This is a genomic window from Ammoniphilus resinae (assembly GCF_017873965.1).
In the GTDB taxonomy this organism is placed as follows: Bacteria; Bacillota; Bacilli; order Aneurinibacillales; family RAOX-1; genus Ammoniphilus_A; species Ammoniphilus_A resinae.
The window spans coordinates 336,282-357,624 of record NZ_JAGGKT010000001.1 but is presented as its reverse complement, the minus strand read 5'-3'; the positions used below and the strand labels follow the sequence as shown (position 1 = coordinate 357,624).

The 21,343-nt window shown below is 43.1% G+C and carries 18 protein-coding genes and 1 other annotated feature; of the genes, 4 read left to right on the top strand and 14 right to left on the bottom strand.

The genetic code is table 11. The annotated features are described in order from the left end of the window. Positions 1 to 150: 150 nt before the first annotated feature. Positions 151 to 399, top strand: coding sequence for a hypothetical protein (locus tag J2Z37_RS01665; protein WP_209808276.1), 249 nt, complete (start codon positions 151 to 153; stop codon positions 397 to 399). On the opposite strand, the gene csaB is transcribed toward J2Z37_RS01665, so the two are convergent. The 6 genes from csaB to J2Z37_RS01635 form a co-directional block, all read right to left on the bottom strand. Further along, the gene (csaB, locus tag J2Z37_RS01660; RefSeq protein ID WP_209808275.1) at positions 400 to 1,491 is read right to left on the bottom strand and encodes a polysaccharide pyruvyl transferase CsaB; all 1,092 of its coding nucleotides are present in this window, start codon (positions 1,489 to 1,491) and stop codon (positions 400 to 402) included. It abuts the gene before it with no gap. Continuing rightward, complete coding sequence (locus J2Z37_RS01655) at positions 1,481 to 3,424, bottom strand: DUF5693 family protein (RefSeq protein WP_209808273.1); 1,944 nt, start codon at positions 3,422 to 3,424, stop codon at positions 1,481 to 1,483. The genes csaB and J2Z37_RS01655 overlap by 11 nt, the downstream gene beginning before the upstream one ends. Then, positions 3,421 to 5,313 carry an FAD-dependent oxidoreductase gene (locus tag J2Z37_RS01650; RefSeq protein ID WP_209808270.1) on the bottom strand — a complete coding sequence of 631 codons (1,893 nt, stop codon included), beginning with the start codon at positions 5,311 to 5,313 and terminating at the stop codon, positions 3,421 to 3,423. The genes J2Z37_RS01655 and J2Z37_RS01650 overlap by 4 nt, the downstream gene beginning before the upstream one ends. A 160-nt stretch (positions 5,314 to 5,473) precedes the next feature. After that, positions 5,474 to 7,714, bottom strand: a complete 2,241-nt coding sequence (locus J2Z37_RS01645) for a phosphodiester glycosidase family protein (RefSeq protein ID WP_209808268.1) — start codon at positions 7,712 to 7,714, stop codon at positions 5,474 to 5,476. Between the two features lie 419 nt (positions 7,715 to 8,133). Beyond that, positions 8,134 to 8,544, bottom strand: coding sequence for a DUF350 domain-containing protein (locus J2Z37_RS01640; protein ID WP_209808264.1), 411 nt, complete (start codon positions 8,542 to 8,544; stop codon positions 8,134 to 8,136). A 35-nt stretch (positions 8,545 to 8,579) separates the two neighbouring features. Further along, the gene (locus tag J2Z37_RS01635; protein ID WP_209808262.1) at positions 8,580 to 10,931 is read right to left on the bottom strand and encodes an endonuclease MutS2; all 2,352 of its coding nucleotides are present in this window, start codon (positions 10,929 to 10,931) and stop codon (positions 8,580 to 8,582) included. Positions 10,932 to 11,054: 123 nt separating this feature from the next. Here J2Z37_RS01635 and J2Z37_RS01630 point away from each other — a divergent pair, with 123 nt between their 5' ends. Both J2Z37_RS01630 and J2Z37_RS01625 read left to right on the top strand, forming a co-directional pair. After that, complete coding sequence (locus J2Z37_RS01630) at positions 11,055 to 11,411, top strand: phage holin family protein (RefSeq protein WP_209808260.1); 357 nt, start codon at positions 11,055 to 11,057, stop codon at positions 11,409 to 11,411. Positions 11,412 to 11,587: 176 nt separating this feature from the next. Beyond that, positions 11,588 to 11,785, top strand: coding sequence for an alpha/beta-type small acid-soluble spore protein (locus J2Z37_RS01625; protein ID WP_209808258.1), 198 nt, complete (start codon positions 11,588 to 11,590; stop codon positions 11,783 to 11,785). Positions 11,786 to 11,841: 56 nt separating this feature from the next. Here the strand turns inward: J2Z37_RS01625 and J2Z37_RS01620 are convergent, their stop codons facing one another. From J2Z37_RS01620 to J2Z37_RS01595, 6 genes are all read right to left on the bottom strand, one after another. Further along, positions 11,842 to 12,423: a CvpA family protein gene (locus tag J2Z37_RS01620; protein WP_209808256.1), complete on the bottom strand. Its 582-nt coding sequence runs from the start codon at positions 12,421 to 12,423 to the stop codon at positions 11,842 to 11,844. Then, positions 12,420 to 12,689 carry a cell division protein ZapA gene (zapA, locus tag J2Z37_RS01615; RefSeq protein ID WP_209808255.1) on the bottom strand — a complete coding sequence of 90 codons (270 nt, stop codon included), beginning with the start codon at positions 12,687 to 12,689 and terminating at the stop codon, positions 12,420 to 12,422. The genes J2Z37_RS01620 and zapA overlap by 4 nt, the downstream gene beginning before the upstream one ends. A gap of 110 nt (positions 12,690 to 12,799) precedes the next feature. After that, the gene (gene pheT, locus J2Z37_RS01610) at positions 12,800 to 15,226 is read right to left on the bottom strand and encodes a phenylalanine--tRNA ligase subunit beta (protein ID WP_209808254.1); all 2,427 of its coding nucleotides are present in this window, start codon (positions 15,224 to 15,226) and stop codon (positions 12,800 to 12,802) included. 33 nt (positions 15,227 to 15,259) lie between these two features. After that, positions 15,260 to 16,291, bottom strand: coding sequence for a phenylalanine--tRNA ligase subunit alpha (pheS, locus tag J2Z37_RS01605; protein WP_209808253.1), 1,032 nt, complete (start codon positions 16,289 to 16,291; stop codon positions 15,260 to 15,262). Between the two features lie 41 nt (positions 16,292 to 16,332). Beyond that, positions 16,333 to 16,586, bottom strand: a binding site (T-box leader). Positions 16,587 to 16,624: 38 nt separating this feature from the next. Beyond that, a complete protein-coding gene (locus J2Z37_RS01600) occupies positions 16,625 to 17,413 on the bottom strand; it encodes a TrmH family RNA methyltransferase (RefSeq protein ID WP_209808252.1) in 789 nt (262 codons plus the stop codon). 18 nt (positions 17,414 to 17,431) lie between these two features. After that, on the bottom strand, positions 17,432 to 18,088 hold the full coding sequence (locus tag J2Z37_RS01595; RefSeq protein ID WP_209808251.1) for a potassium channel family protein: 657 nt from the start codon (positions 18,086 to 18,088) through the stop codon (positions 17,432 to 17,434). Positions 18,089 to 18,353: 265 nt separating this feature from the next. On the opposite strand from J2Z37_RS01595, the gene sspI reads away from it, so the two are divergent. Further along, positions 18,354 to 18,581, top strand: coding sequence for a small acid-soluble spore protein SspI (gene sspI / locus J2Z37_RS01590; protein ID WP_342453762.1), 228 nt, complete (start codon positions 18,354 to 18,356; stop codon positions 18,579 to 18,581). A 355-nt stretch (positions 18,582 to 18,936) separates the two neighbouring features. Here sspI and J2Z37_RS01585 read toward each other — a convergent pair whose 3' ends face one another. Both J2Z37_RS01585 and J2Z37_RS01580 read right to left on the bottom strand, forming a co-directional pair. Then, a complete protein-coding gene (locus J2Z37_RS01585) occupies positions 18,937 to 19,833 on the bottom strand; it encodes a transposase (RefSeq protein ID WP_209808250.1) in 897 nt (298 codons plus the stop codon). A gap of 368 nt (positions 19,834 to 20,201) precedes the next feature. Next, positions 20,202 to 21,281, bottom strand: coding sequence for a M42 family metallopeptidase (locus tag J2Z37_RS01580; RefSeq protein WP_209808249.1), 1,080 nt, complete (start codon positions 21,279 to 21,281; stop codon positions 20,202 to 20,204). Positions 21,282 to 21,343 lie beyond the last annotated feature (62 nt).

Genomic DNA, 21,343 nt, shown 5'->3' with positions numbered 1-21,343 from the left:
TCATTCTACTGATTCCTATTATTATGGGAGAATTTGTCCTCTCCCATTCTAATTTTGTCTAAATAGCACTTGTTTTGTAGAGCTGGAAGGATTCTACTTAAGGATGTAGAAAACCCCTTTTACAAAAGTTTGTAAAAGGGGTGATACAATTTGAAAACCATTCAAGAGGCAAATGAAGAGTTGCTTCAACTTCTGTTTTGTTGGAAAAGAAAGGAGGGGAAATTCATCCGTTTCTCCATTGAGCAAGTCGAAGAGAACTGGGTCCTTTCCTTTTACTCGGTAAATACTCAGGAACAGGATAAACACCTCTTTGCATCATTCACAGGAAAAAGCCATGATGAACTAAAGAGATGGGCGCTTGATCGGCTTGTAACCTATACGCTCTCTATCCAAACCTAGCTATTTTATCAACTCCATAACCTTGTTTGCCGGCCTCATGGCTAAGTCTTTTAATTGTTCGGCTTTCGTCTGGAGATCTTGTTTGGCTTTCTCTTCCTGCCCTAACACAGACTTGACAGAGACATAGAGCTGATCAGGATCCAGGCTTCCGGAATAACCCGCAGCTTTTTCATTGATTAAGTGCAAGAAGGCGTCAATTTTTGGATCATAAGAAATTCCCACACAGGGAACTTGCCTGGCCGCAGCGAAAATCAGCGCATGTAGCCTCATCGCCACCATCATTTTCCCAACCGAAACCATATCCATCAGTTCGGACGGAGAATAACTTCCTTGAACAACATGCGCTTTCTTCTTCATGCGGGCCACTATGTCAATTGATGCATTCAAATCATCGGGATAATGAAAAGGCAAGAAAACGATCTCTTCATTTTCTTCCACTAATCGATCACATAACTGAGCAAATACATCAAAGTCTCCTTCCCCTTCTTTCCATTTGCGAATGGAAAGAAGAAGGGGAGGTTTTTTCAGATCAATTCCCTCTGCCAACAAAAGCTGCCTGCCACGTTCTTCCCCTGATGAATGCAAAAGGAAAACAGGATCAACAACCTGATCAATTTTTTCCTCTGCTACGCCCCAGTCTAGCAACAATTTTCTAGAGTCCGAGTCCCTGACCGAAACATATGCCAACGATCGAAAAAGCCGAGCAATCCACTTCTGAAACATCGGTTTTTCCACCGGACCAATTCCTTGAGCAAACACGGCTACGGGAACCTTAGCAAGCTTCGCAAGATGAATCACACCCAGATAATAAGGGATGGTTAGACTCCCGGTTTTATCCTGAAGTAAACTACCTCCCCCGCTAATAAATAGATCTGTCTTCCTAAGTGCTTTCCAAATGGCCGCTAGATCCGTCCGATTTACAGCCTCCACCCCATATCGATCCCGCGTTTTCTCCGGATTCCCGGAAAGTACGATGATCTCAAGATTGGGTTCAAGGGCCTTGAGAGACTGGATCATGGCTTCGCAGATGGCCTCATCGCCTGCATTATCGAAGCCGAAATAACCAGAAAGCATGATTCTTTTAATCGACATGTGTCACTATTCTCTCCCTTTTTCTAAGGAATCGACCAATCCACTCCACAATTAAAATTAGGATCACTCCAACAATCGCCCCAACAAGCATACCGTTGAAAGTACGAACGATTGAAATGAGAAGCGGTGTATGAATATGTGTAAAAGTACTGACCATAGACATCTGACCGATGACACCCAAAATGAACAGCCATTTTCCTTTTTTATATTTAAACATCATATAAGTAGCTAATAGGAAGAACGGATGTCCAAGGAAAATTTCCTTTGTCCTCGGGCGGACCCCCATGACATCGTCAAGCCACTGGCGAAACTCCAATTCAAAGGGCAAAGTCGTGGCCGCATTCCCTGAACGGGAAAGAAAATACCCGATTGCCGCAAGTGCAATGCCCGCAAGTACAAGATGCTTAACATATAAAGGCCTGTTCAGAATATAAATCGGTAATTCCCACAAGTTTTTCAGATTGATCCAACTTCTGAAACAGTATAGGAATATCAGCACAATCGGAGCAAAATATAAAAGCTTAACACCTCTAAATTGCTCTAAATATTGAATGAACACCAAGTTGTTAAGCAGTGAAACGACAGTGACAGCGCCATACAAACTGATCACACTTGCCACAACAAAGCTTAGCAAGGAAGCAAGCCAGGGTTTCCAAGCAAATCGGCTGGCGTAGTCCACAACCAAGATGGTTGAAAGAACCGGGGCCATGATCGCTCCCAATAGAGCAAAAAATTGAAAGAGCAGAATTTCCTGATGCAATAATTGCGCACCTGCATATAAGATGAGTCCAAAAGGAATCGGCAAGTATAGAAAAATACGATGAAACTTGGCCAAGGCCAAACTGGTTAAAGAAAGCAAACCTATAATTAGGACAAGATTATACCAGCCTCTTTCCGCAATTTGCGGATTGAAAAAAGGCTTTGTTTCTTTAAAAACATAACCATGTGCAGAAATATCCTGGTTTATGTTTTTTATTGCATCCAATGTTTTTCCCAGGAGAACAGTGGAAGGGATCTGGTCACTATTCCATATTGGCATATGGAGGTAGGCCATTCGTACATTACGCTCCTGAATCCCGAGGGAAAACATATCTGCCACTTCCCCTGTCGAGGTGGAGGCCATTTTTTGATCTGAAATACTTAATACTCGAAAAGTGTGCAGATCATTTAGTTTACCCAATGTTTTATAACCTTGCTGCTCGTAAAAATCAACAAGTCCAAAGGACATTCCATATTTTCTCATCCAAGCAGCGGTTTGTTCCATATTCTCCGGGACCGGAAATCCAAGAACCCCTTTTCCTTCAAAGATCATTTTTTTGACACCATGTGTGCCTAATTTATTAAATTGCCAGGCCAAAAAATTTTCATTCCAATAGCGATCTGAGTTGATTCTCGCCACAATATGAAAGCCACGATCTTGGTACTTCTTCACCCTGTTGAAATCGATGCCGAGAAAAATCCGTTCGATTTCAACCAGTGGATGCGGAATGAGAAGTGCTTCTTGATTGTTCCATTTGTAGTCCCTCGCCCCCTGAAAGGCTTGTTTCATCATCGTTTGGTAATTCAATTTTTCCTCCGGGCTTAGGTCCGAACGGAACAAAACGATCGATTGCTGCTGAGGTAGAGACGGTGCCATCGTTCGCAGGAACTGATCTGATGTACTATATGTATTTACAATTCCACGCCTCGTCAAATCCTGCAAGGTTAATTCATAAAGGGCAATCGAAGTAACACCGTTATCCTTTAGTTTTTGCAGGACTTCATCTTCTGTAAAAGTATTGTAGACCTTTGAGGTCAGCTTTAATATTTCCGCATCTTCTACGACGGATTCAACTGCCTTTGTGGAGGTTTCAGCATGAAACCGATCCGCGATCAACGGAATTGAAGAAAGTAAAGAAAGGGCCATAATGACCCAGAGCATTTTTCTTATCATTTTGAACGACCTTCCATTTTCTCGATTACATCTAATTTCTGCATAATCCCAGCAACAAGGGAATAGCATTCCGCTGTTGTCAGCACCCGATTTTCGACCAAGCTTGATGTCAAGTGAGGCTCAACAAGGTTCCGTTTCGTTACCCATGCCCAAGGGTCTTTTGACTTCGTCCCGGAAACCATATATTCGATAAACCGAGCCGCCTGATCCCTTTTTATTTCCTGCCCTTCCGTTACAAGATAGCGAACTTGCGTAAGCCGTTCCTTCAGTTTGACATAAAGGTCTGCATTCTTACGCTCGATACCGTTCATCAATAAATTGACGAGGGCCATCTCTTTCATTGGGCTATCGACAGGGAACTCATTTTTATATCCACCCGAGATTAGACCATAGGTTAAGAGTTCGCGAATATCGGGATAAAACCATTCCCCTTGATATGGATATTCCAATTCATAGGCGTAAAGTAAAGCCCCCTGTTTGGTTAGTATTTCCTGGAGATTGGAAATCATTTCTTTACTTTTTGTCATTTCTCGAAAATCCACGTTGTTTCGGATGGATAAAACTGCAGCAACTCCAGCTGCCTCTGCTACTGTCATCCCTGTCGGAACCACCCGTGCACTTCCCGCCGCTAGAGAAGAATATCCAGCTGCCTTACTTGCCACTAATAATTGATCAATCTCAAGCGGAACCAGGGAACGAAAAGGAATAGCATATTGAATCGGGTCTGTCAGGACATAACCTGTGTTTTGTGTTGAAGTCGCCTGAATATCCACAGGATAGGAGCCAAAGCCGATTCGGTCTGGGTGATCCCTATTTTCCCATACATCTGATATGGGGAGTTGATATTCCGCTAACACATGCCTGGTTTCCCTTACATACAACTCCGTAGGGAAGGAGGCAATCTGCGCGTTTTCAAACCCAGGAAATTCCTTTCTTAGGAATTGTACTATATGTTCCGTTTCCTTTCGTCCTTTTTCTTTGGCTTTTTCCAAGGAGTCAGAATCTAAGCCGTCTATCCCAAAAATTTGCAAGGCATTAATATAGATCATGTTATCGCTAGAACGAACCATATTAAAACCGCGCAATCGAACATCTGGCTGGCTCGGTTTATAAGCAGTGAGTAGTCCCCCAAACCCCCACGCAGCAGTTACATTCGCTTTAGCCGGACCAAATTTATGGGTGTATGCCGTTGCCAGCACTTTATCCCAATCTACTCCTTTCAAGTGAATCATTAGGGTAGTAGACATCTTTTGGGAAACTCCAATGTCCTGATTTCCAATAAAATACGGTACACCTGCTAGAGCAGCGAGGTCAGCGTTTTGGGTAGAGTCGATGAAACGATTGGCATAGTAGGTTTGCTTACCCGATTCCCCCTGTACTTCCACCCCAATGATTCTCTTGCCCTCAAGGATCGGTTTGGTTAGCTCCGTACCCAGCAGCAGGGAAAGATTAGGTTCGTTCTGGACCAGTTTAAGAAAGGCCTTTTTTGCGGTTTCGATGTCGAAGGTTACCCTTCCCCCAACCATCCGATGCCATTCTTTGAAGATCCCGGCATTTGCCACCTCTCCTCGCATCTCATGATCGATATCCAGGAAATTCAACATCCCGAAGGTTAATAATCCGCCTAACCCCTCTCGATGTTCAACTAAAAGCGTTTTTGCACCATTCCTTGCTGCTGAAACAGCTGCTGCAACCCCTTCAGGCTCGCCCCCCACGACGATGACGTCATAATTCTGACTAGTTATTTCCTTACTATAAGGAGCGACCTGAATGTCTATGCTGCGGAGCCGCTCCAACAAGATCCACTCGTATGTTTTCCAAGTTCCATAAAGGATAACAGGAATAAGCAGAACGGCTCCAAAGAGCCAAATGTACCATTTTTTCAGCATTGATCTTTTCCTTTACATTATTCTTTGATAAAGAAAACTTCCATTAGAAGGGGGCCTCGTCCCCCCTCTAATGGTTAGTTGCACTTATCGGGCATTTACGGGCAGTTATCCCCCACTTCTCCTATTTCATTTGAAAAGAAGTGGGGGGTCTTAATGCCCGTTAATGCCGGACAAAAGCTCTCAATAGGACGGTTGCCATTTCCGCACGAGTAATGTCTTTACGAGGATAGAATTGTTGATTGGCTCCCCCAAAGATCTTCTTTTCCGATAATAAAAGAACAGCAGACTGTGCCCATTCTGGTATCTCATTTGCATCTTTGTAAAGCCCCTCTAAACTTGCAGTATCCCCGTCAAAAGATTCCTGCTCAAGAAGTCTGGCAAGAATGACGGAAACCTCCATCCGGCTGATCGATTGTCCGGGATTCATCAAACCTTTTTCATCACCCATCATAATCTCGTGATACTTAGCATATTGCAGGGCAGGGAGGGCATATTTCGGCATCTCTTCGGTAAATGTAACGGCCTTTTCTTCATCACCTAATTGCCACCCCTGAATCCTTGAGAGAAAGACAATGAAATCAGCGCGTGTCAGGGATTCGTTTGGCCCAAAAATTCTTGGCTGCAAACCTTTTGCATACCCTTTGACGGCCATTTGTTCAATGTTTTTCTGTGCCCAGTGGCCATCTATATCATCAAAGTAGCCCACTTTGACTTCAATTTCAGCACTCACGCCTGCCACCTTCGCGGTTAAGAAAGTACTTCCTGTCTTATCACCAGCGACAAACTGATTATTTTTAATCTGACCCATTTCCGCTTGTTCTACTTCCCATGTTACTTGAGATGAAGTTGGAACAATAGTCGAGCCATCTTTAAGAACAATCTTTATTTCTAAATTTTGTTGCTGAAGTGGAGCCACTTCAATCACTTCTGGAACAATCTCTAGCTTCTCAATTTGTTCCTTTCCAACTACGGAAACAGGCAAGCTTACAGACTTCCCATCGATCGAGGCGGTAATCTGGGTGTCTCCCCCTTTGATCCATTTCACCTGATTGTTCACAAGGGTAGCAAATTCTTCAGGAATCTTCCAAGATACCTTTTGCGGGTCAAGAGAATGATAGTTTTTATCATATCCCTTAAATGTATATACAGCCTCCGAATCCACTAAAACCTTCTGTGGTCCCTGGATCATCAACTCCATTGGTTCAGCCTTAGGGGCTACGTTAAATACAGCCAATGCATCGGCGACACTTCGTTCAAAAGCAGGACCATTTACGCGCGTCACCCCTAGATCACCTGGTTTCTGAACAGCAAGGGAGGTTGATCCACCTCCATCCAGATTCACACCCGTATAAGCACCTAATTCAATTAAGATATCAGCCAATTGCTGCAGCGTCACACCCGGTTGCGCCTCGGTTTTCTCAATAGCTATTAAATAAAGGGTTGTTCCATTTCTATTAATTCCAATTGCAGAGCGAGCATTTTTCCCTAACAGCGCGGAGTCTGTTGGAAATTCGGCAATAGGTTTGCCATCTGTAACAAGCAAAAAGTTTACTCCAATCGCTTCTTCAATCTCATAGGCTTCAGGCGAATAGCCGTATTCTATTTCTACTGAATCTCCTAAACCAAAATGATCCAGAATAAACTGTGACGCCTTGCCATGTGCCAAAAGTACATACCCATTTTCGGGAATAGGCTGGGCTCCTTCATTGATTCGAATATCCGAAACGAGTCCATCTGTTACTTCCATTTCGACTACATCGCGATACCCGGTTGGAGTCCCACGACTAAGTGAACCCCATTCTTTTGTAAAAAGATGAAGGGAACCGGAATAATTGCTTGCTGGGGAATCAGGCGGGAAATATTCTGTTTTGTTCATTCCCTTAATCGGAAATGGATCCCCATTAGGAGCAATAATCTGTCCGTTAAACAGGATATCTGGAAGAACGGTTGCTTGTCCATCCTTCAGAAGTGCAAACGTATTCCACCCAGGAACTTCCGCTGCATTGGACAATAGCTTGCCATCCTTAACAAGCATCCCTAATGTTCCACCTTCGTTGTTCATTCTAAAAAAGCTGGAATTAATCGCTGCAACAGCCTGATTCTGATTAGCCATCGTCGTTACCTTGGCCCTGCTTCCAATTTGCCCAGAATCACCAAAGATAGGAGCAATTTGTACAGATGGATTCTTCAAATCTACTTCTACCACGTTGACTTGAATCTGCTTCTCATCTATTAATTTTGAAAATACTTTGTAGACAGCACCATGTGCCAACTTTTTTTCTTCCTTCAACTGCAAGGAATTCGCCCCAGCTGCCTGAGCGCTAAGACCCGTAGTAAAAACCATCACGAACGCCAGTAAAAAAACGGTTGCTTTCTGAAAGTTTGACTTCACTTGTTGCATGTACTCCTCTCCCTCAATGTAAACTATTTCTCTCTTTTAATGGATCAATACTATTAGACGTAAAATGCTAAGTAAATGTTTCATAATCTAGCAAATTACATGAGAAATCGACAAAAAATGAGCCGAACGGTCCATCCTTGGTTTTCACCAAAAAGTTGATTATAATTTTAGTAATTGATCAATGGAGGAAAACCAATGTTATTAAGACTTGCAATTATTCTTGGGATTTTCGCTTTAATTTTTATAGGTGGCGGGATGTTGTATTGGGTCTTCGCATCATAATTATGTAGAAACCTAAAAAAAGAGCGGTCACTATCGTGACCGCCAATACTCCCAACCCAACAATTAGGTTGTTACATACATATTACCGATTTCTAGGTTACTTTGTAAACACAGAAAAATTTCCACAAGATAAAAATTTATACTATACTGGCACCAATCACATAAGAAAGACCGATGGAAATAGTCATGGAGAGCAAACCAACCGCTTTATTATTGTTCTCAATTTCTTCATCTACTTTAAACTTGGGAGTCATAAATTCAAAGATAAAATAGGCAATCAGCAATAGAAGAAAGCCAAACCCGCCCCATACGAGGGCTTGTCCGATTGTATCATGATGCTCAATGGAATGACGAAAAATATTGCAGATCCCAAATATTTTCCCCCCCAAAGCCATCGCTACAGAGATATTCCCGCTTTTAATTTGCTCCCAATCATCGTAACGGGTAACCAATTCAAAAATTGCCAAAAAGATAATAATGGCAAGAATGGTAACTGCAAAGAAAGCTGTCATTAAAATATATGGATTTTTCAACAACCCCGAGACCATATGCCTCCCCCTTCTTTAGTGGGTAGTCCTCTCCCTTATTTCAATTCAACGATCGTTGCCCCTAATCCGCCTTCGCCCTGTCCACCGATTCGAAAAGACTTGACACTGCGATGTTTTTTTAAGAAATTATGGACCCCAATGCGAAGTGCTCCGGTTCCTTTTCCATGGATTAATGAAACCTGATGCAGATTAGAAATCACCGCATCATCCAGATATTTATCAATTGCAGAAAGCGCCTCCTCAACTGTAAATCCACGCAAATCCAACTCTGGTCTTACCGTATCACGAGCTATTTTCACCCTGGTAAAAGCCACCGGTTCTTTTTTCTTCGCTGCTTTTAGCACTTGCAAATCCGCAGCCTTGATATTCATCTTTAGGATTCCAATCTGCACCTGGTATTCATCACTTCCTAGTTCAGAGATGATTTCCCCTTTCTGACCAAGGGAAAGAACCTTCACTTCATCTCCTACCTTTGGCTTTGCATCTTCTCTTGCCTTCCGCTTCTCTTTTTCTTTCTCAAAGGAAGGAATCGCTTCCTCCAACCTTTTCTTCGCTTCAATTAAACGATGCTCCTTAATGCCATATTGCTCTTCTTGTGCCATCTTCCTTAATTCGGTAATAATTTCCTCTGCTTCTTGTTTAGCTTTAGCTACAGCCTTCGCAGCATCTTCTTCTGTTTTCTGCAACAATCTGTTCCGGTCTTGAATAAACTGCAGTCTTTCCTGTTCAAACTCTTCACGGTGCCGTTCCATTTCCTTGCGCAGTCGGATCGCTTCATTTCTTTCCTGCTCAGCGGCCAATGTATTCTCTTCCAAGGAGGCAATCATCGTCTCCACTTTCTTGTCTTCTACACTTACCAGCTTTCCCGCTTCGGAAATAATTACATCTGGCAACCCCAAGCGACTGGCAATCGCAAAAGCATTGCTTCGTCCTGGTATCCCGATCAATAAACGATAGGTTGGACGCAAGGTCTCCACATCAAATTCCACGCTTGCATTCAGGACCTTCTCTGAATTATAAGCGTATGCCTTTAGTTCACTATAGTGTGTTGTAGCAACAACCGTTGCACCTTTTCGATAAATAAAATCTAGAATCGAAATAGCCAAGGCTGCTCCTTCTGTCGGATCCGTACCGGCCCCTAATTCGTCGAATAAAATAAGACTTTTCTCATCCATATGACGCAAAATATCGTTAATATTTTTCATATGGCCGGAAAAAGTACTTAGATTCTGCTCAATGCTTTGTTCATCACCAATGTCAGCAAAAACGTGTGAAAATACCGCCATTTGACTATCCTCTTCAGCAGGGATATGCAAACCAGAGGCTGCCATCAAAGCATGCAATCCGATGGTTTTCAAGGTAACTGTCTTTCCCCCGGTATTGGGTCCAGTGATAATTAATGAGGTATAACGATCGCCTAATTCCACATCAATCGGGACAACCTGTTCAGGCGCAATTAATGGATGTCTTGCCTTTCGCAAACGCATGTAGCCACGGTCGTTAAGCTTTGGTTGAACCGCTTTAATCTGATGTGCATGAGAGGCCTTAGCAAAAACGAAATCCAACTCAGACAAGGTTTCCACATTATCCATGAGAAGATCATTGTGCTCCGCAACAATCGCAGATAGTTGCATTAGAATGCGTTCAATTTCACGTTCTTCTTTCATCCGAAGTTCACGCAATTGATTGTTTGCCTGCACTACAACTTCAGGTTCGATGAAAAGCGTAGCCCCTGAAGCCGATTGATCATGAATCATCCCGCCAAACACATGCCGGTACTCTTGCTTAACAGGTATAACATAGCGGTCCCCTCTGACTGAAACAAGATTTTCCTGCAGCATTTTTTGGTACTGAGAGGAACGAAGAATTTGCTCAAGTCTCTCCTTAATCCTTGCTTCCGCCGTACGAAGTTGGGAACGAATCTGCGCTAAAGCGGCTGAAGCATGATCAACAACGACTGCATTTTCATCAATACAGGCGGTAATTTCATCCTCCACATTTTGCAAGCGTTCGATCGTTGAGACAAGCTCTTGCAACAAAGGAAGTTCTTGCTCCTCCCCCATTCCCTCAAGAAATTTACGTAGTCTCCATCCCCCATAAATCGTGCCCGCTACATCGAGGAGCTCTGCCGCAGCCAACATGGATCCTAGTTTTGCCCTGCTAATAAAACGTCGGATATCACGGATTCCGCCAAAAGGAACACTTCCCTTTAGCCGCAAGACTGTATATCCTTCAAAGGTTAAATTCTGTAACCGAGTCGCTTCCTCCAAGTTTGAAGTAGGGCGAAGTTTCTCTATTTTTTCTCTTCCTAATGAAGTAGATGTATGTTGTTTTAATCGTTCCAATACCTTTACAAATTCCAAAGTGCGAAAAATTCGCTCGTTCAACTTGAATCCCCTTCCTCAACCTGATGTCTGCTATATTATATCATTCTTCCTCAAAGGGAAAAGTATATGTTGGTTACCCAGAGGAAAAACTAGATATACAGGAATTATAAAGGAGCGATGTTTTTGCCTTACATCAACCACCTCATCCGATTTCTGGTTAGTGCATTCATTCTTCTTCTGGTCGGATACCTTGTACCAGGGTTCAGTATACGTGGGTTCGGAACAGCCATCTTGGCTGCAGCAGTGATTACAGCCATTGGGTGGATTGCCGAAGCGTTCTTGGGCCGCGAAATCTCCCCTTACGGACGGGGACTTGTCGGTTTTCTTTCCACTGCCCTTATCATCTATATCACAAAGTTTATTGTTCCTGGAGTATCCGTAACCATTATTGGAGCGTTGTTAGCTGCGCTCTTGATGGGTATTATCGATCTCTTCTTGCCATCCCGGTCTAGATTTTGGCGTGCAAATCGCCCGAAATAGATTAATCACATTGTAATGACGTGGGAATGACTTTTGAGGGCCTAATCTGAAAAGGAAATGAAGGGACGATTCCCCCTGTTTGCCTGTATTTACAGAGCATTAGCTTCTCCATTTTACATACCCTAAGTGTACATCCTTTATGGATGGATGTCTGGTAAAAACCAAGGAGGTATACGATGGCTAGCCAAAACAAACTGATTGTCCCACAGTCGTCTTCCTTAATCGATGAGATCAAATATGAAATTGCAAATGAATTTGGTGTATATGATTTTGGAGCCTACGCTACATCCCGTGCAAATGGATCTGTTGGTGGAGAAATAACGAAGCGTTTAGTGAAAATGGCAGAAAGTGCATTGGCCGGGGGACAACAATAAAATACAGTGGAAAAAGAGACTGTTTTTACAGTCTCTTTTGTTTTGTTTCTTCATACTTATAAAGTTTTCAACGAATCATTTGTCTTTGGGTTTTCTAACTCTGGAGTAGATGGGGCCCAATTCATTTGTTTTGAGATAAATGGGGATACCTCCAAAATATATTGTGAAATGTATGATTGATAAATACTTTCTTTCCACTGATCACCAGGCATGGCTGCTATCAAGTTGATTGCAATCATCGAAATAATGATGACCTGCAAGCACCCAAACAACGCACCTAACCATCGATTAAAATAAGAAATGACAGGAAGGTCGGCTAAGCTGTCAACTAATTTTCCAAATATATTCCACAGAATCTTAGCAATTAAAAAAAGTAAAACAAAAGCAACGGCTGAATAAATCATATTCTGTAAGGTTACCATACCTAAGACAGCTTGAATGAGAGGATTTGGACTATCCTTAGGGAGAGGAAATTGTTCTTGGAGGTATACTGCTGTACTTTGGGAGAACGTATAGGCGAAGGCTAAAGAAATCAGGATCCCTAATAAACCAATTGCCTGATTGACAAAGCCTTTACGGTACCCATAAAAACAGCTCATGATGAGAAAAGCAACTAAAACAAGATCCACCGCATTCATTCCATCTTTTTCTCCTCTTCTTCAAGGATTCGAAGTAATTCATCATATTCTTCCCTTAGCCGAAAATACTCATCAGCAATGTTAATTGCAGACAATACAGCAAGCTTAGCTGTATCTAGACGTGTATTCCCACCGGCAATTTGACGCATCTTTTCATCCACATAATTAGCGACAGCACGCAAATGAGCTGTACTAGCTTTTCCTACCATCCGATATTGTTGGCCATATATATCCACGTTTAGCTTATTTTTTTCCTCTTCACGCACAAATACCATTCTCCTTCACTTTTATCATATCCTTCCTTCGTATTATACATACTTTATCACTTGAAAAAAAGAAGGAGCTGACAATTCAATCAGCTCCTTCCCATTTTGTTTTACATCCTAAGCTCCGCCTGATATTTTGCTGTAAGTTCCTGAAGGACCCGTTCCTGCGCTTCATTTACTTCCTGATCAGTCAGGGTTGCTTCTGGGTTTCGATAAAGCAGAGAGAAGGCCAGGCTCTTTTTCCCGGCTCCAATTTTTTCCCCGGTAAATACATCAAACAGGTGAACATCTTCCAATATCGCTCCTGCAGCTTCAACAATCGTTTGTTCGATATCTCCTGCAGAAATTGCTTGGTCCACGACGATACTAAGGTCGCGGGAACTTGCTGGATATTTTGGAAGTGGTGTGTAATCATTTGTGCGTTTGACAAGTGGAAATAACTTTTCTAAATCTATATAAAATACGTAAGCCTCTTGTATATCGTATTTATTTTGTAATTCCGGATGAATTTGCCCGGCATATCCGACAGGTATATTTTGAACCAAAATTTCTGTTGTTCTTCCTGGGTGCATTCCTTTTAGGTTCTCAGCTGAACGATAAACGACTTGCTCAGCTCCGATTGTGGCAAACAACATCTCCAGGATCCCCTTCATGTCATAAAAATCAACAGACTGAGGCTTGTTGGTCCATTGCTGTGGCAGCCAAGTCCCTGTCAAAAGTCCTCCAAGACAAAGTTTTTCCTTCGGAAGTTTTGTCAACTCCGCTTCTTCGGTCAAGAACACCCTGCCCATTTCAAAGATGGAAAGATCGTTGTTTTGTCTATTTTGGTTATAGGACGCTGTCTCCAGTAAATGAGGCAAGAGATGCACTCTCAGATGGCTTCTCTCTTCACTCATTGGCATCGTTAATGGAATTCCCTTATGTTCAGCTTCGAATGGAGCGAAGTCATACATCACCTTTTCGTCAGAAAAAGCATAAGTAAAAACTTCAAACAATCCTGCAGACGTTAAGGTGTTGCGAATGGTACGCTGCCATTGCTGATAGTCCGTTAGCCCTCCTCTGGTTGTTCCACCTTCGGGAAGACTAATTGGAATCTGATCGTACCCATGCAATCTGGCGACTTCTTCGATTAAATCCACTTCCCTAGTGATATCCTGCCTTCTTAAGGGAACCGTAACTTGAAGCCCTTGCTCGGATTCAGCTGCCGCAAACCTCAAACGACGCATGATCTCTTGAACTTGCCCAACTTCTAATGAAGTTCCAAGGTAGCCATTTACCCGTTCCAATCGTAGAGAAATTGTTGGTTCTTTCCATTCTTTCGTCGTTTCAACCGCTACCCCTTTGGCAACTTTTCCGCCACCTAAGGTTATCATCAATTGCGCAGCCCGGTTTAAAGCATCCATAACGGCATCCGGATTCACTTCTTTTTCAAAGCGTGAACTTGCCTCGGAGCGCAGCCCTAGTTTTTTCGCTGTTTTTCGAATGGACACTCCGGAGAATTGTGCAGATTCCAAAAGGATCGAAACCGTATCGACGTTGACTTCTGAATTGGCGCCACCCATAACCCCTGCAATTCCGACAGGTTTTGAGACGTCTGTAATTAAAAGCATATCTGGATCCAATTTCCGTTCGATGTCATCCAAGGTTTGAATGGTTTCGTTTGGATGGGCAAGGCGAACGATAATTTTGCCATTTTCCACTCTGTCATAATCAAAAGCGTGCAACGGTTGCCCCTGTTCAAGCATGACATAGTTGGTAATGTCGACAATGTTATTAATCGGGCGAACTCCTGCAGCCATTAAGCAGCTTTGCATCCAGAACGGAGACGGTCCAAGCTTGATTCCCGTGATTAAACGTGCTGCATATTTTGAACAATGTTCAGGTGCTTCAATTTGCACATGTACTTTATCCTCAATGGATGCACCTTCTTCTTCAAGCGACAGATCTGGCAGTTTTACTTCACGGTCTAGAATGGCAGCAACCTCATAGGCCACACCGATCATACTTAAACAATCCGAACGATTTGGTGTTAACCCTAGCTCTAAAACTGCGTCATCGAGTCCCAGGTAGGAAATAGCATCCTGACCGACTTCGGCCTCTTCAGGCAAAACCAAAATCCCTTCTTGCTGGTCTTTCGGGAGTAATTTGTCATTCATTCCTAATTCTTTCGCGGAACAAATCATCCCTTGTGACTCTACCCCGCGAAGCTTTGCTTTCTTAATCTTGAGTCCGCCAGGAAGCTGTGCCCCGACGACAGAAACAACCACTTTCTGCCCAGCATCCACGTTTTTAGCCCCGCAAACAATTTGCAATCTCTCCGCTTGACCCACATCGACCTGACACACATTTAATTTGTCCGCATCAGGATGCTTTGCTTTTTCGGCCACATACCCGATGAAGATTTGGCTGACCCCTTTATTTCTATTTTCTATTCCTTCTACCTCAACCCCGCTCCGCGTGAGTTTTTCGGCAAGTTCCTCTGGAGACACACCCTGCAAATCAACATACTGCTTTAACCAGTTATAGGAAACCTTCATTTTTTACCCTCCGCTTTTCATTAAATCAATTATCTATCGGTTAAACTGTTTTAAAAATTTCAGATCATTGGTATAAAAATGGCGGATATCTTCAATTCCGTACTTTAGCATGGCAATCCGCTCTACACCCATCCCAAAAGCAAAACCTGTGTATTTTTCTGGATCATATCCCGACATTTCCAAAACCTTCGGGTGAACCATTCCGGATCCGAGGATTTCCAGCCATCCCGTTTCTTTACAAACCCTGCATCCCGATCCCTTACAAACAGCACAGGTCACATCAACTTCTGCACTTGGCTCGGTAAATGGGAAAAAGCTCGGACGTAAACGGATCTGCACATCTTCCCCAAACATCTCCCTGGCAAAGGCAAGCAGAACCCCTTTAAGATCGCTCATGCGGATGTTTTTATCAATATAAAGCCCCTCAATTTGGTGGAACATATGGGAATGTGTTGCGTCATCATCATCGCGGCGATACACTCTTCCAGGGCAAATAATTTTTACAGGGACTTCCCCTTTACGTGATTCCATTGTGCGAACCTGGTTAGGTGAGGTATGGGTCCGCATTAGGATTTCTTCAGAAATATAGAAGGAATCCTGCATATCTCTTGCTGGATGGTCTTTTGGAAGATTCAAGGCTTCAAAATTATAATAATCGGTTTCCATTTCCGGTCCTTCCGCAACCGTAAAACCTAAGCCAATGAAAATATCTTCTATTTGTTCAACGATCTGTGTTAACGGATGTGTATTTCCCTTTGCTACCTTTTTTCCAGGAAGAGTTACATCAATCCGTTCTTTGCTTAATCTATCGTTAATAGCAGCCTGTTCGAGGGAAACCTTTCTTTCCTCCAGCAATTGTTCAAGGGCATCCCTTACTTCATTGACCAATTGCCCAATCAAAGGCCGTTCCTCCGCAGGGAGTTTTCCCATTCCTTTGAGGATTTCGGTGAGTTCACCTTTCTTCCCCAAATATTGGACCCGTAATTCATTTAAACTGTTTAAAGATGAAGCCTGTTGGAACTGCTCAAGTGCTTCTGTTTTCAGTTGAACTAGTTTATCACGCATCTTCTTTTCCTCCTGTCATCACATAAAAAAGACCTCTCATCCCAAGGGACGAGAGGTCGCGGTACCACCCTTTATTAGAACAATGAAAGATTCATTGGTTCTCACTTCATTTCTTTAACGATGCTTCTACACCGGTACCCTCTACATTAAAACGGTTCAAGGGACAGCTCCAGAGCGAATTCCATAGTTACCACTGTAGAGGACTTCCAGTCGCGTTCCTCATTCCCTGCAGAGCATGGGTTCCATACTCCTTACAGTTTTTATGCTATGTACTATTCTCTATCATCACTTTTCAATCTTTTGCATTTTAAACCTTATTATAATAAATATGCATTAACCTTGCAACTTCCTTCGCTGCCTTGCCGCCTCATAGAGAATGATTCCCGCTGCCACCGCAGCGTTCAGAGATTCTGCCTGACCGTAGAGGGGAATTTTGACTTTTGTTGTAGAACACTGCAAGATTTCTTGTGAAACGCCGTTTGCTTCATTTCCGATCACGATCACAACAGCATCCGCATACTGAGGTTCATCATAGGCGACAGCACCTTCTAGGGAAGTCGATACAATGCGAAAGCCTTTTTCCTTCAAGCGTGGAATCTCAACAGTCAAATCCAATTGAAAGATAGGTAAATGAAATATAGAGCCCATTGTCGAACGTATGACCTTTCCATTATAAAGATCAACTGTCCCTTTCCCCAAGATTACCCCATCGATCCCAGCAGCATCTGCCGTCCGAATGATTGTTCCTAAATTCCCGGGATCCTGCAACCCATCAAGGGCGAGTAAAATTGGCCTTCCCTCCGTTAATTCGCTCAAACTATGCTTGTTAATCTGAACAACAGCACAAATTCCCTGTGGAGTTTGTGTTTCGGAAAGCTTGTTCATTACTTGTTCAGATACCAAATAACTCGGTGCGCGGCATTCATCAATCCACCCCTGGTATTTCTCCTGCATGGTTTCTTGTATAATCAAGCACTGTATGAGTTCCTCAGCTTTCATTGCTTCTTCTACAAGATGCTCGCCTTCAACAAGAAAAGCGTGCTCCTGTTCCCGGCCTTTTTTGCTAATAAGTTTAGCCCATTGTTTGACCTTAGAATTCTGGATCGATTGAATAAATTCCATCCCTCTTTAACCTTTCTATTATTTAGCTCTATCCTCCAACTTTTGCAAATCCTCATTGTGTCCAATTACAACAAGGATGTCATCTTCCTGGATTGTATCTTCCGCTTTTGGGGCAATATTAATTTTTCCCCCACTTTTAATGGCAACAACGTTCACGCCAAATCTGGCGCGGATATTCAAATCAATTAGACTTTTGTTGTACATCCGGCTAGAAGCAACAATCTCAGCGACACTATAATCCTCTGCAAGCTCAATAAAATCCAAGATATTAGGTGACACAAGATTATAGGCTACACGGTGTCCCATGTCCCTTTCCGGAAAGACAACACGATCGGCTCCAACTTTATATAAAACTTTTCCGTGTCGTTCATTTTGAGCCTTTACAACAATTTGCTTTACCCCAAGCTCTTTTAAAATTAATGTGGTTAAAATGCTTGCTTGGATATCTTCACCGATGGAAACGACGACCACGTCAAAATTTCGAATTCCCAACTCTTTTAAGGCTTTTTCATCTGTAGAATCGGCTTGAACAGCATAAGTAACATACTGAATGTGTTCCTGAATTCTTTCTTCATTTGCATCAAGTGCCATCACATCATGACCCATTTCATATAATGTTTTTGCAACACTAGAACCGAAACGCCCCATGCCGATGACAGCAAAAGTTTCAGACATCTGTTCTCCTCCAAAAGCGAATTAATCTGATCTTTCCCCGACATTAAGAGGTCAGGCCTCAGCCGGAATTTGCGAAGGTAAAAAGCCGTTCAAAAGATTAATCAGTTATTTCTTTGTGTAAATTTAACAAATTCTGACTGAGGTCTGACCCCGTTTGACACATTATACCACAACCCTTATTTCTAGTTTAGATATTTGGATGAAAATGATACATAGCGTAAAAAATACAAATGATTACGGAAAAAGTGATAGGGAGGTGCTCGTGGTGAACCCTAGTCAAGTCGATCTGAGACAGGCTGTACTCGATAACGTGGCTGATTCATCCACAACGGATTTGAAAAGTACGGTGGTTGATGCCGTGCAAAGTGGTGAGGATAAAATCCTCCCAGGGCTTGGCGTGCTTTTTGAGGTATTGTGGAAAAACTCTGATATACAGGGACAAGAACAGATGATCCAGTCCATTTATCAGGGGATGCATAGTACAAGAGGTTAGAAGGTGAAGGTATTTTTATAACAGACCTTCCTTCCCAGTGCCACACCTTCCAGCTTCGGAGGGGGTGGCCTTTTTATTAATTAAGAAGGATAGGACGCGTGTAAGTATAGGTATTTCTATTCCTTATAGGCACTATCCCATTGAGTAAGGAAGAATGGGATGTTGTCGGGTTACCCCAATTTTTTATGTTTGGAGGAGGGCAGATAAGGAAATATGTTTTTAGATCCTTTTGACTACTATTCCATTTACTCAGGTTAAATCCTTTCTAGTATTCCACTTTTATAAATTTAGGTTTAGAACTATTTAATGGAACAAACGCTCTGTGCCTCTTAACAGCCAGAAGGGTTCATAACAATTAAACGTATGCCGGCATTTTCTTTTGTTTTTTCCTCCTTCTTGTCACCTGCCAGTAGTTCGCCTTTTTTGTTGTTCCACACAGCTGAATAAGACTCTCGAAAATAGGAGCCTGATCCAGTGCCTGATTGACCCGAAAACAAAACTCATCTAAATAAGCCTGCAAATGGCGTACGCCCAAACCATGAAAGGTGTCGTTTATCCACTGGGAAGCTTTTTTAAAATAGGGGTACCCGATCTTCAGTCTGCGTGGTTTGAGTCGTTGCGTGATATATTCCACTTCAGAATCCGCTGCCTCAATATACCTCTCCGCAAACGACTTTTTTTCTGGAGTCGAAATAAACTTCTCTCTAGGTGATTCCATGAGAAGCTTCATTTTGATATAGGTAGGTTGTTTTTGTTCATTCAGGGATGTACCCACAAGGAGAAAATGCTCTTTGGGATGGGTCTGGTGGGTTATGTTGTAGGGGTGGCCGTAGCAAGCATCATGCACTTGGACCATGCCGGACAAGAGGTGTGTGGCATCAGACGTACTCATGGCCCGACGGATCTTCTGAAGGATTAGCCAGGAGGTTTTGTAGGTGACTTGGATGATCTCTTTCAGTTGCACGGCGTTGATCCCAGGAGAGGGACGGGAGGCCAAAAAGATGGCAGTAAACCATTTTTGCAAGAGGGTCGGGCTCCCTTCCATAACGGTTCCAACAGTTAAAGACGTTTGATGGCTGCAGTGGGTACACTCGTAGAGGGGAAGCCGGCGGGTAGTGATCCGATAGAAATGCCGATGGCTGCATTTGGGGCAAACAAACCCATGGGGCCATTTGATTTGAAACAAGTAATCGACACAGACATCTTCCGAATGAAAACGATCTTGAAATTGATCTAGGGTTAGCGTATCCATTAATGAATCCTCCTCCAAACCAAACATTCATTCTACTTGCACGATATCAAACGTGTGTTCTTATGTAAAGAAGAAGTTTTCGACAAAGTGGCTGAGCTAGCACCTGACAAAGAGGGATAGTGGCCAGAGGAAGTGGGTAGTTAGGTTGATCAAAGCGGTCGAATGAATGCTGAGCAAGCCTCCTGAACGAGAGGGATAATGGTAATAAGGTTGAGGAAGTTAGGATACTCAATGATGGTGCTGACAAAAACAAAATCTACGTTGCCTTCCTGACAGGGTGGGATAGTGGTCAAAAGGACGCAAAAGAAAGACCTAATAGCGGAGTAACTTTTTCGCTATTAGGCCTAATTTCGATCAAAAGAAGATTGCTAAACGCTTCTAATATCATTCAATTTACTTTGATCCAATCGCTTAATGACTTCCACCAAAAGCTGGACGGCGTTTTCGAAGTCATCGCGATGTAAAATGGCTGCATGGCTGTGGATGTACCTAGTCGCTATACTGACAACTAACGAAGGAACACCTTTATTATGAAGATGCATCTTTCCCGCATCGGTTCCCCCGCCTGACATCATGTCAAATTGGAAGGGAATTTTACATTCTTCAGCGACATCAACCACAAAATCTCTCAATCCGCGGTGAGGAATCATGGACGCATCATAGAGAAGAAGTTGCGGCCCTGCGCCAATCTTGGATTGAACGTCTTCTTTTTTGATTCCCGGTGTATCTCCAGCAATTCCTACATCAACGGCAAAAGAAATATCCGGCCCTACTGCATTGACAGAGGTTTGCGCTCCTCGTAATCCAACCTCCTCCTGAACTGTTGCCACACCATAGACCGAATTAGGGTGACTTTCCCCTTTCAATCGTTTCAGTACTTCAATGGCAATGGCACACCCAATGCGATTGTCCCAGGCCTTTGCCATGAGAAGCTTTGGATTTTTCATTACGGTAAACGGACAAATAGGAATGACGGTATCCCCTGGACGAATGCCGAACTCCTCCGCTTCTTCCTTGCTTGAAGCGCCAATATCAATAAACATGTTTTTCTTCTCTACGGGCTTTTTCCTCGCCTCCGGCGATAGAATATGAGGTGGCGTCGAACCGATAACCCCTTCAATCGGACCTTTCCTTGTATGCACGGTAACTCTTTGCGCTAACATGACTTGTTCCCACCATCCGCCAAGCGGCTGGAAACGTAAGAACCCTTTTTCCGTGATCATCGTAACCATAAAAGCAACCTCATCGAGGTGCCCTGCAACCATAATTTTCGGTCCACCTTCTGGACCTGCTTTTTTGGCAATTAAACTTCCTAGGTTATCCGTATAGATTTCATCAGCATAGGGGGATATGTACTTCTTAACAACTTCCCGAACCGGCCCCTCATGTCCGGGTGCTCCGGGTGTTTCGGTCAATTCTTTAAACATCGACAACAATTGGTCTTCCATCGAAGCCCTCCTTATCAATGGTAAAATTACCCTTCCCCTTATTATACTCTACAAATCCAATA

Coding starts and splice junctions, on each gene's coding strand:
- csaB (WP_209808275.1), bottom strand. CDS start 1,491: ATGTCGATTAAAAGAATCATGCTTTCTGGTTATTTCGGCTTCGATAAT.
- J2Z37_RS01655 (WP_209808273.1), bottom strand. CDS start 3,424: ATGATAAGAAAAATGCTCTGGGTCATTATGGCCCTTTCTTTACTTTCT.
- J2Z37_RS01650 (WP_209808270.1), bottom strand. CDS start 5,313: ATGCTGAAAAAATGGTACATTTGGCTCTTTGGAGCCGTTCTGCTTATT.
- J2Z37_RS01645 (WP_209808268.1), bottom strand. CDS start 7,714: ATGCAACAAGTGAAGTCAAACTTTCAGAAAGCAACCGTTTTTTTACTG.
- J2Z37_RS01640 (WP_209808264.1), bottom strand. CDS start 8,544: ATGGTCTCGGGGTTGTTGAAAAATCCATATATTTTAATGACAGCTTTC.
- J2Z37_RS01625 (WP_209808258.1), top strand. CDS start 11,588: ATGGCTAGCCAAAACAAACTGATTGTCCCACAGTCGTCTTCCTTAATC.
- J2Z37_RS01620 (WP_209808256.1), bottom strand. CDS start 12,423: ATGAATGCGGTGGATCTTGTTTTAGTTGCTTTTCTCATCATGAGCTGT.
- pheT (WP_209808254.1), bottom strand. CDS start 15,226: ATGAAGGTTTCCTATAACTGGTTAAAGCAGTATGTTGATTTGCAGGGT.
- pheS (WP_209808253.1), bottom strand. CDS start 16,291: ATGCGTGATAAACTAGTTCAACTGAAAACAGAAGCACTTGAGCAGTTC.
- J2Z37_RS01600 (WP_209808252.1), bottom strand. CDS start 17,413: ATGGAATTTATTCAATCGATCCAGAATTCTAAGGTCAAACAATGGGCT.
- J2Z37_RS01595 (WP_209808251.1), bottom strand. CDS start 18,088: ATGTCTGAAACTTTTGCTGTCATCGGCATGGGGCGTTTCGGTTCTAGT.
- J2Z37_RS01585 (WP_209808250.1), bottom strand. CDS start 19,833: ATGGATACGCTAACCCTAGATCAATTTCAAGATCGTTTTCATTCGGAA.
- J2Z37_RS01580 (WP_209808249.1), bottom strand. CDS start 21,281: ATGGAAGACCAATTGTTGTCGATGTTTAAAGAATTGACCGAAACACCC.